The 12,445-nt window shown below is 65.9% G+C and carries 15 protein-coding genes and 1 riboswitch; of the genes, 7 read left to right on the top strand and 8 right to left on the bottom strand.

All coding sequences use genetic code 11. The annotated features are described in order from the left end of the window. Positions 1-245: 245 nt before the first annotated feature. Complete coding sequence (locus RAH39_RS11610) at positions 246-641, bottom strand: hypothetical protein (RefSeq protein WP_306590274.1); 396 nt, start codon at positions 639-641, stop codon at positions 246-248. Continuing rightward, entirely contained in the window at positions 641-1,429 is a 789-nt protein-coding gene (locus RAH39_RS11605; RefSeq protein ID WP_306590273.1) for a LexA family transcriptional regulator, read from the bottom strand. Before RAH39_RS11605 ends, RAH39_RS11610 begins: the two co-directional genes overlap by 1 nt. 71 nt (positions 1,430-1,500) lie before the next feature. Between RAH39_RS11605 and RAH39_RS11600 the strand changes: the two genes are divergently transcribed. Together RAH39_RS11600 and RAH39_RS11595 are read left to right on the top strand one after the other, a co-directional pair. Continuing rightward, positions 1,501-2,118, top strand: a complete 618-nt coding sequence (locus RAH39_RS11600; protein ID WP_306590272.1) for a discoidin domain-containing protein — start codon at positions 1,501-1,503, stop codon at positions 2,116-2,118. A gap of 2 nt (positions 2,119-2,120) precedes the next feature. Continuing rightward, complete coding sequence (locus tag RAH39_RS11595; RefSeq protein ID WP_306590270.1) at positions 2,121-3,521, top strand: hypothetical protein; 1,401 nt, start codon at positions 2,121-2,123, stop codon at positions 3,519-3,521. Positions 3,522-4,255: 734 nt separating this feature from the next. Here RAH39_RS11595 and radC read toward each other — a convergent pair. The 4 genes from radC to RAH39_RS11575 are packed head-to-tail and all read right to left on the bottom strand — an operon-like array spanning position 4,256 to position 6,227. After that, positions 4,256-4,948 (bottom strand): RadC family protein, encoded by a 693-nt coding sequence (gene radC, locus RAH39_RS11590; protein WP_306590269.1) that lies wholly within the window; start codon positions 4,946-4,948, stop codon positions 4,256-4,258. Positions 4,949-4,958: 10 nt separating this feature from the next. Next, entirely contained in the window at positions 4,959-5,405 is a 447-nt protein-coding gene (locus RAH39_RS11585; RefSeq protein ID WP_306590267.1) for a hypothetical protein, read from the bottom strand. Further along, positions 5,405-5,905 (bottom strand): pilus assembly FimT family protein, encoded by a 501-nt coding sequence (locus RAH39_RS11580; protein ID WP_306590266.1) that lies wholly within the window; start codon positions 5,903-5,905, stop codon positions 5,405-5,407. Before RAH39_RS11580 ends, RAH39_RS11585 begins: the two co-directional genes overlap by 1 nt. 10 nt (positions 5,906-5,915) lie before the next feature. Continuing rightward, on the bottom strand, positions 5,916-6,227 hold the full coding sequence (locus RAH39_RS11575; protein WP_306590265.1) for a ComEA family DNA-binding protein: 312 nt from the start codon (positions 6,225-6,227) through the stop codon (positions 5,916-5,918). A gap of 256 nt (positions 6,228-6,483) precedes the next feature. Next, a riboswitch (S-adenosyl-L-homocysteine riboswitch) is annotated at positions 6,484-6,560 on the top strand. 61 nt (positions 6,561-6,621) lie between these two features. Between RAH39_RS11575 and ahcY the strand changes: the two genes are divergently transcribed. From ahcY to RAH39_RS11555, 4 genes are all read left to right on the top strand, one after another. Further along, entirely contained in the window at positions 6,622-8,019 is a 1,398-nt protein-coding gene (ahcY, locus tag RAH39_RS11570) for an adenosylhomocysteinase (protein ID WP_306590264.1), read from the top strand. A gap of 93 nt (positions 8,020-8,112) precedes the next feature. Beyond that, on the top strand, positions 8,113-9,297 hold the full coding sequence (locus tag RAH39_RS11565; protein ID WP_306590262.1) for a S1C family serine protease: 1,185 nt from the start codon (positions 8,113-8,115) through the stop codon (positions 9,295-9,297). A gap of 29 nt (positions 9,298-9,326) precedes the next feature. Continuing rightward, a complete protein-coding gene (locus RAH39_RS11560) occupies positions 9,327-9,857 on the top strand; it encodes a DUF4337 domain-containing protein (RefSeq protein ID WP_306590261.1) in 531 nt (176 codons plus the stop codon). A 2-nt stretch (positions 9,858-9,859) separates the two neighbouring features. After that, complete coding sequence (locus RAH39_RS11555) at positions 9,860-10,303, top strand: NUDIX domain-containing protein (RefSeq protein WP_306590260.1); 444 nt, start codon at positions 9,860-9,862, stop codon at positions 10,301-10,303. An 11-nt stretch (positions 10,304-10,314) separates the two neighbouring features. Here RAH39_RS11555 and RAH39_RS11550 read toward each other — a convergent pair whose 3' ends face one another. After that, positions 10,315-10,827, bottom strand: coding sequence for a DUF4199 domain-containing protein (locus RAH39_RS11550; protein WP_306590259.1), 513 nt, complete (start codon positions 10,825-10,827; stop codon positions 10,315-10,317). Further along, entirely contained in the window at positions 10,824-11,330 is a 507-nt protein-coding gene (locus RAH39_RS11545) for a DinB family protein (RefSeq protein ID WP_306590258.1), read from the bottom strand. Before RAH39_RS11545 ends, RAH39_RS11550 begins: the two co-directional genes overlap by 4 nt. Before the next feature lie 81 nt (positions 11,331-11,411). Between RAH39_RS11545 and RAH39_RS11540 the strand changes: the two genes are divergently transcribed. Beyond that, complete coding sequence (locus RAH39_RS11540; protein WP_306590256.1) at positions 11,412-12,323, top strand: glutaminase; 912 nt, start codon at positions 11,412-11,414, stop codon at positions 12,321-12,323. Positions 12,324-12,445: the final 122 nt, after the last annotated feature.

The following is a 12,445-nucleotide window of genomic DNA, read 5'->3' as shown; positions in this document are numbered from 1 at the left end:
GTGATGCAAATGTGAACCGTCGAAATGATTCGACAGACTGGAGTCGGGTCAGATTGCGCTCGGACCCAGTTCTGGCGCGGGTCCACCCAGGGAATCGGGTCGCCCGTCCTTGCAGAAAGTTTGCGCGGCGGGCTGCGCTCAGTGGCGCCAAGCCGTCAGAAAGAATGGAATTTGGGCGACACGAGGGGAGGAAGAGCGCGGTCGCTTTCGCGTCCGTCAAAAAGATTGGTGAATCGCCCCAGCCCTCACGACAGGCGTGAGCCGAGTTCGATCAGGGCCTTCTTGACCATCTCTCCAGCTACGGCGGCAGCTCCCTCTTCCACTTTCCTCCGGAGGATTTGGCCCAGGGTTGAGGGTTTCCCCTCCTGAAGCTCAGCAGGGACCGCGTCCAGGACGCTCAACCCCCTCAGGGTGAGGCAAACCCCATGGAAATTCTTGTCCACCCGCGTGGCCACCGTGTCGGCGTCCAGGAACCCATTCGTGATCAGCCATCCCACGGTGCAAAGGAATATCTCGTGGTTCTTTGGCTCGATCTCCGGATAGTCCTCCGCCACTGAAATGGCGATGCCCACAGGATGCTGGGCGTAGACGCGCGCCAGCACTTGCGCGGCATACTCGCGGAATAGCTCAGGGTTCGCCATTACCAGTCCCCCTCGGGCGGATCGGTGTCCAATAGGTAGCGGCCCACCCAGCAGACACGGCCCAGAATGATCCGGTGGAGGGGGATGTCATCAAGATCGAGGATTGCCGGGGCAAAGGCTCTGTTGTCCGAAGAGAGCACCAGCTGGTGGCGGTCACGATCTAAACGAACCCGCTTCACCCTGTCATCGCCACTCTCCGCCGACCGCCGTACCAAGTAGATGGCGTTGTTCCGGGGATTCAGACGGCCCTCTAGGGCTGTGTTGATGAGGACGATCTCCTTATGGAGAATCGTTGGCCGCATTGATTCGCCTTCGCATAAGAGGAAGAAGAGGTCGCCCTCCTCTCCGCCTCCACACTTGTCCAGGATGCGCTTAACGAAGTCCCGCCGAAGGGCATAGCGGGGGGCGGCCGGGCCTGGATCTTGAATCTCCCCCCCGGGGCCACAACCGGCGGCACCGATGATCAGGGGTCGCTCTAAAAATGTGTCTACAAAGGGGACCTCGGCGGCGGTCCTTAGCTCTCCCATCAGCGCTTCGGGCTCTAACCACATAGGAAGAATGCCCCAATTGATCCAATCGGGGTTCAGTTTGTAGACGAATTTGAGGGCCAGTATCGAAGGTCCATCGGGATTGCGTTCTCCTGTTTCCCACGCAGAGATGGTGCCCTTTTTCACGCGAATTCGATCGCCAAACTCAGTTCCAGTAAGGCCTAAAGCTAGCCGCGCCTGCCGAATGCGAGCGCCTTGAGCTGGAGGATCAGGGGTTAATTCCTTTTTGTGGACTGCCATTTGACGAGTCCTCTTTGTGGACTAGGATAGGGAGATGCCGCCTTAGTCTGCTAAGGGGACTGGAGACCACGATGCTACCCGAAAAACCTGCGCGCAAGCGGGCGGCCTACGGCCTGCCCCCAAGCGTCCAATCCATCCTCGCCACGGCGGCCGACGTCCAACAGATGGTCAGTCAGGGCATCAATCCGGACGGGTCTCTGAAGCCTGAGGCTATGCGGGCATTGCTGAAGCTCCGGGGTGTGAACCTGCGGGCTCTCGCCGAAACCCATGCGTATTCCGATGCCTACTTCCACCAGGTCCTTAATAGGGAATGCCGGGATGTCGCGGTCGAGGACATCATTGACGCCGCCCGCTCCGGCTGGGTGACCTACGGGACCGGTGTCCCCGCCTGGATCCAGTACGAGTTCCCCACGGCGAAGGTCATCAGGTCCTACTCGATCGTCCCTTGGTCTAACGACACCTACATCGAGCGCTGGCTGTCAGCCTGGAAGCTAGAAGGGTCGAACGACGGGTCCACCTGGACGCTGCTGGACACCCGCACCCACCCGCTCAAAGCCTGGGTGCCCTTCCTGCCCAGGTTGTTCCGGACGCTCAACATGGCGGCGTTCACGCGCTACCGCCTGACCATCACGGCCAACGGCGGAAATCCCTACGTGGGCCTCCAGCACCTGGCGTTCTACGAGGAGTAGCGATGCCCGTTCACCTCCCGGGGCCGTCGATTGGGATGCGGCTCTTCACGCTCAAGGTGCAGTGCGCGGGCGACGTGTTCGGCACCTTCGAGATCCAGTACCGCGACCTCTGCGACCCAATCCACCACACATTCCAGACCTACGCCCGCGTCCCGGATAGCCTGCTCTACGACGCCGGCGGCGCGATGATTCCCCGGCCGGGCAGCTGGATCCTGGTCAGGGACGACCAGGTCTACCTCCAGTTGATCTGCGGGTGGGCGCGGACCACAGCCGGGCTCGGCGTCAACAACGGGATCCGGGTCATGCCGAAAGAAATTCGGCTCTACCGACTCGACGGGGTGGATCCGGAGACCCGGCTGGGTGTCTTCATCCTCGTGGACGAAGTCAGCACGCCCGCCGCTGAGGCGCCCGTGAATTACGCGGGCCCCGGCTACGCCCCCTTCAGCTACACCAGCACGAGCTTCTCCGCCCCCTTCACCTATGGGATTTGGGATGGCGTGAACAGCATCTCCATGCGCACGTTCAGCGACTACTACGGCTCCCACACCGACTACGCCAGCCAGACGGTGACGGCCGTCTGCGCCCTCGCACCCTACCGCCCCGGCGGCGGCGGTGAGTTGGTCCACGCCACGGAGCATGTGGATTTCAGGCAGCTATCCGTCGCCGACTACAACATCAACCCCGTCATGAATTTCGAGAGGCTGCTGGGCGGGTCGTACGGGAATTCGTTTGGGCAGTCCGTCACGATGTCGGAAAACGGGGACTGGCATTGGCCCGCCCAGTCGATCCTCACGGGGACAATCTTTGACCTGCTGCTCTACTCGGCCATGCCCGTGGCCCTCAATGCGGTCCGCAGCGAATCGGCGGTCGCCTATGGCCGGCTGCGGCACTACGCGGGCTACAACACCTACACGGGGGCGGGGATCTACGACACCAGCGGCTGGGCCTACGCCACAGACCGGGGCGCCATCCACCCCTTCGAAGGCCCCTGGCAGCGGGACCTGGGCCTTGAGATTCACCAGCTGGCCGGCGTGTGGGGCGATGCCGCCCAGGCCCGCGTGTGGTCCGTCTATCCCTACGGCGCCACCAGCCGCGACTCCTACGCCACAGCCCGCTACGCCGGCGCTGGCGGCTGGGTCTACACCTACGCGGACCACTACGTGGTGCGGGCGGAAGACACGGCCTTCGCGCAGCCCTACGGGATCTTCAGCTACCTGGACGGCGACGGCAGCGTGGTCTGGCTGAAGGGTGTGGAGGATCCCAAGCCGGAATTGTGGCGGGACGGCCAGAAGCTCTACGACATGAACGGCCGCCACCGCGGCGGCCAGCTCTGGCCCAGGACGCGCTTGGGGATGTGCCAGGCCCGTCCTGGGGCTGGGCAGCTCTGGCCGCGGACGCGGTAGGCTGGCTCTACCGTCTCGTTAGTGATAGACTAGAAAATAGCTCAGAGAAGGTGGTTGTCTGACTCGACATGTTTAATCACATTAGATAATGCGTTAAACATTGCAATCGCATATATATTTTGCCTCTCTCTTATTCTGTTGGTAACAAAAAAATAAGAAGAGGTGTTTCGTGCACACAAACAATAAAGCAAGAAAATGGCTATTTTTAATTAAGTTTAAATCAAAATTGTTCATTTTGTTTGAATGTTCATCTCGCGAATACGGTAATCCCCACGCGGCTCCACCAAAAGTGCAAATACTTCAAATTTTATATTTCTTGATCAGAGATTTATTGCGTTGACCTGACATCACCAATTAAGGCCCCAGAATTATTTCTGGGGCCTTAATGAAAATCTGGTGGGGTGATCCGCTGTGGCCCGGCCTCGATGAGTCCATGACTCGCTCCTTTGGGGCCGTCCGCTCACTTTTTTTGATGTTCAGTCGCGCCCGACGCTGGGCCCATGGGTAACCCTCTCTTCAGCCTCCCCGGGCTTCAAGCTGACCGCCGCGCAGCAGCGGCGGCGATGGGGATTGCCAAAAAGATTGGAAGCTCCAAGCATTTTGACGGCGCCACGCGCTTTCTTTTTGACGCGCCACAGCAAAAAGGGGGATTCAAATCACGGAATCCACCTGTTTGGGCGGTCCGAGGGATTGTGGAATCGGCGAGAGTCTTGGCGCGACGCGATAGACCAGCTTCACAAGAGGTTACTTGCTTCCCGATCCCACCCCTCCGCCGCCCGGAAGCTGTGGTAGCGGTCATGCCCAAGAATGAGATGGTCGGCCAAAGGGATGCCCAGCGATTCCCCCGCGGCGAAAAGTCGTCGGGTGAGTTGGGTGTCCTCGCGGCTGGGGGTGGGATCGCCGCTCGGGTGGTTGTGGAAGGCTAGGGCGGTGGTCGCGCCGTAGCGGAGGGCTTCACGGAAGAATTCCCTCGGACTGATGAGGGTGGCGGTGGCGGTCCCCTGGCTGAGGAGTCGCTCGGCCAGGAGATCGCCTTTGGCGTTGAGGGCGAGGAGGCCGAATCGCTCCTCGGTCCAGCCGCGGCAGCGGGGCAGGAGGTAGTCGCCTGCGGCGCGGGGGCTGGTGATGCGGAGGCGCTCGGTACCGCGGGCCCGGCGGCGGGCGAGTTCGAGGGCGGCCCACAACTGGCCGGCCTTGGCGGGGCCGAGGCCGGGCTGGCCCAGCCAGTCGTGGAGGCCCAGGCCCATGAGGCCAGCCAGTCCGCCGGTGCGGCCCAGGACGGCCTGGGCCAGTTCCACGGCGCTCTGACCGGGGCGGCCGGAGCCCCACAGGAGGGCGAGAAGATCGGCGTCGGAGAGGCCCTCGCCGTGGCCCGACAGCAGGCGTTCCCGGGGGCGCTGGTCGGGGGAGAGATCGAGAATGCGCATGGCGCTTCCTTCAGCAGCGGGTCCACGTGCGCCACAGGGGCCGGTAGCGGAGCAGTTCGAGGGATCCCGCCAGATCGAGGCGGAGGCACAGGGCTTCCCGGCCGTGGTGGAGGAACCAGACGTTCGCCGCGGCCCGGCCGTGGGGCATGACGGTGATGGGATGGGGATGGCCGCTCCACCACCCGCTGTCCGCGAGGCTGGGCGGCAGCGGCACCTGTTCGGGCCGTCCCCAGCGCACCCCTTGCGGCAGGCGCACGGAGATCCTTCCCGCCGAAGCCTCCCGGTGGGGCTCCAGGATCACCGTCCGATCGTGGGCGGCGGCCAGCCCGAAGGCGAGGTGGAGGGTGCGGCGGAGTTCCCGCGTGGCGACGCGGAGGGGCGCGCAGAGGGGAGTCGGAATCAGGCGCGCGCCGAGGGATCCGACCCGCTGGAGAAGGGAGGTGGCCAGGGCGCGCATCACGCCCTCGTCCACTTCTGGCGTTCCCGGCGCCACCGCAGGACCTGGAGGCGCCCGTGCCCCGACAGGCGCATGCACAGGGCGTCCCGCCCGTCGTTGAGGAACCACGCGCCGGCCAGAGCTGTGTGGCGAGGGGTGACGGTGAACAGCGCGTGGGACTCGCCGGTGGCGGCGGCGACGCTGCCTTCGTCCATGTCCGGCGGCATCGGGATGTTGGCGGGCTTTCCCCACTTCACGCGCCGGCCCACCTGCACCGGGAGGTGCTCGCCGGCTCCTGTAGCCTTTCCCAGGGCGACGGTGACGTTGGTGCCCCGGGCCCGGGCGAGGTTGAAGGCCTGATCCAGGCTGCCGCAGATCTCATCCTGGGCCGCGGATAGCTCCGTGGCGCCGGAATCGAGCTGGGAGAGGCCCGCTCCGGCGAGGAGAGCGGCGATGCTCATCGTCAGGGTGAATTCCAGCAAGGAGGTTCCCCGCTGCGAGCGGCGGCAGCCCGGAATCATGGCGCCCTCCCTACTTCGCGCCGGCCGCGCGGGGCGCGGAGGAGATGGACAGGAAGGGCTTGAGCCGGGCGTAGGACTTCTCGCCGACCCCTTTGACGTTCATCAGCTCCTCGGGCCGCTGAAAGCCCCCGTGCTGTTTGCGGAAGGCGACGATGCGCTCCGCGGTCTTCTGTCCGATCCGGGGCAGCTGCATCAACTCCGTGACGGACGCGGTGTTGAGATTCACCGGCCGCTGGGGAGCGTGAGCCGCGCGGGTCGCCGCGGCGGGGAGGGGAAGGGCCAAGGCGAGAGCCAGGACCAGGGAAGAGAGGGGGTTCGACATGGATGCCTCCTTTCAGGCAGCCAGGAGGAATCGAAGATCGTGCCTATTTTTAAGTGCTTATATATTGTTATTTGTAAATTTATTATTTTTTATTATGTAACTATTTAATGACATAAATTATTTATATTTTTATAATTACTGTTATTAATTAAATTATGTTATATATTTTTATTTAGATGAATTTTTATAGAATGACATGTTTAAAAACCTGATCCCAAATCTTTTCCGCGTCTCTACAGAACCGATTACCCTGGAAAAGTCCGAGGAGCGCTGCAGGATTTCCGCGCGGAAAATCCCAGGCTCGGCCCCCTTTCTGAACGGCGCTCACCTCAACCCGCTCCGGGTCGATGAGGTGGGTCTTCCGCTTCGTCCCGGTCCTTCATGGAGGTGCCCCATGGCCGCCGTCGCCACCGATTTCCTCGTCGCTGATCTCTCCCTCGCCCCCTGGGGCCGGCGGGAGCTCGCCATCGCCGAAGGCGAGATGCCCGCGCTGATGGCCATCCGGAAGCAGTACGCCGCGGAGCAGCCGCTGAAGGGTGCGCGCATCGCCGGCTCCCTCCATATGACCATCCAGACGGCGGTGCTCATCGAAACGCTGAAGGCCCTGGGCGCCGACGTGCGCTGGGCCAGCTGCAACATCTTCAGCACCCAGGACCACGCCGCCGCCGCCATCGCCGCGGGCGGGACGCCGGTCTTCGCCGTGAAGGGCGAGACACTGCCCGAGTACTGGGACTACACGCACCGCATCTTCGACTTCGACGGCGGGGCCAACATGATCCTCGATGACGGCGGCGACGCCACCCTCCTCCTGCACCTGGGCGCGCGGGCCGAGCAGGACATCCACGTGCTGGACCACCCGGACAGCGAGGAAGCCACCGTGCTCTTCGCCGCCATCCGCAAGCGCCTGGCCGAGCAGCCGACCTGGTACTCCACCCAGTTGGCGAAGGTCGAGGGCGTGACCGAGGAGACCACCACCGGTGTCCACCGGCTGTACGAGATGGCCAAGAAGGGCGAGCTGAAGTTCCCCGCCATCAACGTCAACGACAGCGTCACCAAGAGCAAGTTCGACAACCTGTACGGCTGCCGGGAATCGTTGGTGGACGCCATCAAGCGCGCCACGGACGTGATGGTCGCCGGCAAGATCGCCGTGGTGTGCGGCTACGGCGACGTGGGCAAGGGCAGCGCCCAGGCGCTGCGCGCCCTCAGCGCCCAGGTGTGGGTGACCGAGATCGATCCCATCTGCGCTTTGCAGGCGGCCATGGAGGGCTACCGCGTCGTCACCATGGACGAGGCCTGCGACCAGGCCGACATCTTCGTCACCGCCACGGGCAACTTCCACGTGATCACCCGCGACCACATGGCCCGGATGAAGCACAACGCCATCGTGTGCAACATCGGCCACTTCGACAGCGAGATCGACGTGGCCGGCCTAGAGGCCTGCGAGTGGGAGGAGATCAAGCCCCAGGTGGACCACGTGATCTTCCCCGACGGCCACCGCATCATCCTCCTGGCCAAGGGCCGCCTGGTGAACCTGGGTTGCGGCACGGGTCATCCCAGCTACGTGATGTCCTCCTCCTTCGCCAACCAGACCCTGGCGCAGATTGAGCTGTGGACGAAGAAGGGCGAGTACCAGGTGGGCGTCTACACCCTGCCGAAGCACCTGGATGAGCAGGTGGCGCGGCTCCAGCTCCAGACCCTCAACGCCAAGCTCACGGCCCTGCGTCCCGATCAGGCGAAATACATCGGCGTGTCCGTGGAAGGGCCGTACAAGACGGATCACTACCGCTACTAGCCGCTCCGCACCCCCAGGGCCCGGGTTCGTCCCGGGCCCTGCTGCGTTCGGAGCCGAGGCCTGTCAGGCTGGGGCCATCTCTCCGGATGTCCGATGGCCGACTCCTCCCGCTCTCCGTGGACGCCCCTCGCGTTTGTCGCTGCCGTGGCTCTGGCCGCGGCGGGGGGCGCGGGCCTCGTCCGGTGGCGGGAGGGGCGGCGCCCCGCGCCCGCTTTTTCGGCTCCCGCGGCGGCGCCCCAGCCTCCGCTTCCGGAAGTTCCCGCGCCTGAACCCGCCGGGAGCGCCACGTCCGCGGCGCCCTCCACCGAGGACGTGGTGGCGCGCGTCCTGCCCGCCGTGGTGATGGTGGAGACGGGCTCGGGCCGGAGCGGAAGCGCCTTCTTCGTGGGCCGCGATCGACTCCTGACGAACCACCACGTCATCGTGGGTCGGAGCTACGTGAAGCTACGCCTCGCCGACGGCAGCGTCCTGGACGCCCGCATCGAGGCCACCGCCGCGGGCTACGATCTGGCGGTACTCCACCTGATGCAGCCCGGTCCTGAGCGCGCGTTCCTGCCGCTGGGCACCGTCCAGGAGGTGCGCCCGGGTCAGGAAGTCCTCGCCGTCGGCACGCCCCTCGGGCTGCTTCAGAACACGGTCACCCGCGGCATCGTCAGCAGCCTCCGCCGCCTGGACCGCGTGGTGGTCCTCCAGACGGACACCGCCCTCAACCCCGGAAACAGCGGCGGCCCGTTGGTGGACCGCGCGGGTCGCGCGGTGGGGATCACCACCATGGGTTTTCGCGGCAGCCAGGGCCTGAACTTCGCTGTGGCCATCGACCACGCCCGAGCGCTGCTGGACGGGAAGCCCTTGCAACTGGCGTTCGTCCCCTCCGGGCCCGACGAAGGCATGAAGGCGCTCCTCCCCGGCGCCGGCCCCAGCGAGACGGACCGGCTGCGGGAGGAGGGCACCCGCCGCTACGCCGCGCGGCTGGAAGCCATCGCCCGGGGCGCCGACCAATTGGAATCGGCCTTCGCCTCCTTCCTCACCTATGACTGGGAGGGGCGAGCGGTGGGCACCTTCGACCGGAATTTCTACGCGTTCTGGGAGAGGGGCGCCCTCCAGGGCGAGTCGGTGAAGGGGCGGGAAGCGCGCGGAGCCGGGCTCCGGCAGGCCGTGGACGGGCTGCGCGACCGCTTCCGGGAGGCGGAGGAGGAGGCCCGCCGCGCGGACGTCTTTCCGGGCACCCGCCGCGACCTCCGCCACCGCTATCGGCTGGACGACCGCCGCTGGGAATGATCCGCCCGCTTCGTGGTAATCGTGGATCCATGAGCGACGACAAGAAGGAACCCTGGCTGAACCTGCTGGCGCTGACGACGGTGATGCTCGCGGTCTGCGCGACCCTCGCCACGTTCAAGGGCGGCGGGCACTCCACGCGGACGGTCCTGAGCCAGAGCCAGGCCTCCGATCAGTGGGCCTACTACCAAGCCAAGGGCATCAAGGGAAACCTCTACGAACTGGAGGCCCTGCGCCTGAAGCGGGAGATCGCGCTGGCTCCCAAGCCGGCGGTCGCTCTTCTGGAGCAGAGCCTGGCCGACGTCGAACGGAAGGCCGCCAAGTACGACGCGGAGAAGGCGGAGATCCAGAAGGAGGCGCGGCGCTTCGAGGACGCGAAGGCCGACGCTCAGAAGCACGGCGCGGCCTTCGGGCTGGCGGTGATCTTCCTCCAGATCGCCATCCTGCTGTCGTCCATCGCCGCCCTCCTGAAGCAGAAGCCCGTCTACTGGCTGGGCCTGGCGGTCGGCGCGGTGGGCATCGTCTACTTCCTCAACGGCTTCCTCCTCTTCCTGCCGGCCTGAGCATGTGGGCCCTCACCGTCGCCGCCGTCATCGAGCGCCAGGGCCGCTTCCTGGTGGTGGAAGAGCCCGACAAGGTCACCGGCCTCCCCGTGATCAACCAGCCCGCCGGGCATGTGGAACCCGGCGAATCCGTCCTCGACGCCGTCCGGCGCGAGGTGCGCGAGGAGACGGGCCTGGCCTTCGCGCCCGACGCCATCGTGGGGCTCTATCCCTTGCGGGCGGCCAACGGGAAGGACTATCTCCGCGTCTGCTTCACGGGCACGGTGCCCGAAGGCGCCGAGGCCGCGCCGGAGGATCCGGACATCCTGCGGTGCCACTGGCTCACCCGCGAGGAACTGGTCGCCGCACCCCTGCGGTCGGGCTGGGTGCTGCGCTGCCTGGACGACGCCCTCGCCGGGCGGCGCTTCCCCTTGGAGTTCGTGGCGGAGATCCGCCACGAACGCTGAACGAGCGGGGATCAGCGCCTGCGGAACCAGGCCGCGGCCACGAGCGACGTGCCCAAGCCCGTGAGCCACGTGCCCAGCGCTCCGGCGAAGGCGTTGCCCAGCGGCGTCCGCATGGGCGCCTGGGCCTTCACCAGCGCCTCGATCTGGTCGGCGCTGAGGCCCTGGTGGGCCATCCGCAGGCGGCCCAGGGCCTCCATCTCGCGGAAGTAGCTGGGGAACACCACGGTGGTGAACAGCAGGCTGCCCACCGCGATGATCAGCGACGCGATGACCGAGGCGGCCACGCCGTTCTGCACCTGGCGGAAATAGCCCGCAGTGGGCGCCGTGAGGCGCAGCATCCCCGCGAGGATCACGATCTGGAGCGGGATCACCAGCCAGAGCAGGAACAGGAGCGTCGGCTGCCGGTACCAGCCGGTGAAGCCCATGACGAAGGTCCACAGGACCGCCAGGGCGCCGAGCAGGACGCCGGCGCGGAAGGGGATCAGGAGCGGTGCTTCGGGATCCGTCTGCGGCCGCGGGGTCATTCCGCCACCTCCGCGATCTCCCCGATGCCCACGGCTCCGGAGCCCGTGGAATCCCCCGTGAGCGCCCGGCGCAGGTAGCCGACCTGGCCCAGGTGGAACGCGAGGTGCGTCTCCAGGTGCAGCAGGAAGCGCCCCGTGGGCACGCGGTGGCCCCCGAGCAGGGCGGGGAAGGGCGCCGCGAGGCCCGCCTCCGTCACGGCGGCGAGGCCCGTCTCCACGGCCGCCAGGGCGCCGCGCAACTCGGCGGCCACATCCTCCCGCCGGCCCTCCCGCTGCGCGAACTCCCGCTCGCGCTCGCGGACGTAGCCCGTCCCGCCCAGGACCGCGCCCATGAAGTGCTGGAGGTTGCCCGCCACGTGCAGGGCGACGTTCCCCGCGCTGTTGGCGATGCCGGGCAGGGTCCGCCACAGGGAGGCGTCATCGGGGAACAGGGCCACTTCCCGCAGGAGGCACTGCAGGTCCCGGCGGAACAGGAGAAGGAGATCGGCGGCGAGGGGGGTCATGGGGGCTCCTCGATCAGGATCCGCTACGGCGCGGCGGGGATCAACACGGGCGCCCGGATTCCATCCGCTATCCTGCCTCTCATGGACCTTCAGGCGCTTCTGGACGACTTGGCCGCGGAATCGGCGCCCTTCGCGGCGCGGGGGAAGGTGGCGGACTACATTCCGGCCCTCGCCTCCGTTCCCCCCTCGCGGTTCGGCCTGGCCCTCGCCACCATCGACGGCGGCCTTTTCGGCAGCGGGGATTGGCGGGAGCCCTTCTCCATCCAGAGCGTGTCCAAGGCGTTCTCGCTGGCCCTGGTGTTGGCCCGCGACGGCGAGGCCCTGTGGACGCGCGTGGGGCGCGAACCTTCGGGCAATCCCTTCAATTCGCTGGTGCAGCTGGAATATGAAAAGGGCATTCCCCGCAATCCCTTCATCAACGCGGGGGCGCTCATCCTCATCGATCGCCTGCTGTCGCTGACGGGCGATTCCCTGAACACCCTGCGGACCTTCCTGCGGGAGGAGAGCGGCAACGCGGCCGTGGATGTGGATCCGGAGATCGCCGCGTCGGAGGCCAGCCACGGCCACCGCAACGCCGCCCTGGCCCACTTCATGGCCAGTTGCGGGAACCTGGAGAACCCCGTGGACCGCGTGCTGGACCACTACTTCCGGCAGTGCGCCCTGCGGATGAGCTGCGCGGACCTGGCGCGGGCAGGCCTCTTCCTCGCCAACCACGGGCTGCGGGCGGACGGCTCGCGCCTGCTCACCCGCAGCGAGGCGAAGCGCATCAACTCGGTGATGCTCACCTGCGGCACCTACGATGCCGCCGGCGACTTCGCCTACCGCGTGGGCCTGCCCGGCAAGAGCGGCGTGGGCGGTGGGATTCTCGCCGTGCTCCCGGAGCGAGGGGTTTTGTGCGTGTGGAGCCCGGCGCTGGATCCCCACGGCAACAGCGTGGCGGGCGTGGAGGCCCTCGACCGCTTCACGACGCGCACGGGCTGGTCCGTGTTCTGAGGCCAATGAGCGATCAAGGCCCAAGATTTTCTTTTCACCACCAAGACACCAAGAAAAGCTCTCCCAACTGAGGATGTGCGTCTTGGTGGTGATCACCATTTTTGAATGCAAAGGGATGCGAG

Origin of the sequence: Geothrix sp. 21YS21S-4 (assembly GCF_030845995.1) — a bacterium.
Lineage (GTDB): Bacteria > Acidobacteriota > Holophagae > Holophagales > Holophagaceae > Geothrix.
The sequence above is the reverse complement of the archived record's forward strand: the minus strand, read 5'-3'. Positions and strand labels throughout refer to the sequence as shown.

Excerpts from the sequence above, each read along its gene's own strand:
- RAH39_RS11575 (WP_306590265.1), bottom strand. The coding sequence starts at position 6,227 with ATGTCGAACCCCCTCTCTTCCCTGGTCCTGGCTCTCGCCTTGGCCCTT.
- RAH39_RS11565 (WP_306590262.1), top strand. The coding sequence starts at position 8,113 with ATGGCCGACTCCTCCCGCTCTCCGTGGACGCCCCTCGCGTTTGTCGCT.
- RAH39_RS11540 (WP_306590256.1), top strand. The coding sequence starts at position 11,412 with ATGGACCTTCAGGCGCTTCTGGACGACTTGGCCGCGGAATCGGCGCCC.
- RAH39_RS11560 (WP_306590261.1), top strand. The coding sequence starts at position 9,327 with ATGAGCGACGACAAGAAGGAACCCTGGCTGAACCTGCTGGCGCTGACG.
- RAH39_RS11605 (WP_306590273.1), bottom strand. The coding sequence starts at position 1,429 with ATGGCAGTCCACAAAAAGGAATTAACCCCTGATCCTCCAGCTCAAGGC.
- RAH39_RS11600 (WP_306590272.1), top strand. The coding sequence starts at position 1,501 with ATGCTACCCGAAAAACCTGCGCGCAAGCGGGCGGCCTACGGCCTGCCC.
- radC (WP_306590269.1), bottom strand. The coding sequence starts at position 4,948 with ATGCGCATTCTCGATCTCTCCCCCGACCAGCGCCCCCGGGAACGCCTG.
- RAH39_RS11545 (WP_306590258.1), bottom strand. The coding sequence starts at position 11,330 with ATGACCCCCCTCGCCGCCGATCTCCTTCTCCTGTTCCGCCGGGACCTG.
- RAH39_RS11550 (WP_306590259.1), bottom strand. The coding sequence starts at position 10,827 with ATGACCCCGCGGCCGCAGACGGATCCCGAAGCACCGCTCCTGATCCCC.
- RAH39_RS11555 (WP_306590260.1), top strand. The coding sequence starts at position 9,860 with ATGTGGGCCCTCACCGTCGCCGCCGTCATCGAGCGCCAGGGCCGCTTC.
- RAH39_RS11585 (WP_306590267.1), bottom strand. The coding sequence starts at position 5,405 with ATGCGCGCCCTGGCCACCTCCCTTCTCCAGCGGGTCGGATCCCTCGGC.
- ahcY (WP_306590264.1), top strand. The coding sequence starts at position 6,622 with ATGGCCGCCGTCGCCACCGATTTCCTCGTCGCTGATCTCTCCCTCGCC.
- RAH39_RS11610 (WP_306590274.1), bottom strand. The coding sequence starts at position 641 with ATGGCGAACCCTGAGCTATTCCGCGAGTATGCCGCGCAAGTGCTGGCG.
- RAH39_RS11595 (WP_306590270.1), top strand. The coding sequence starts at position 2,121 with ATGCCCGTTCACCTCCCGGGGCCGTCGATTGGGATGCGGCTCTTCACG.
- RAH39_RS11580 (WP_306590266.1), bottom strand. The coding sequence starts at position 5,905 with ATGATTCCGGGCTGCCGCCGCTCGCAGCGGGGAACCTCCTTGCTGGAA.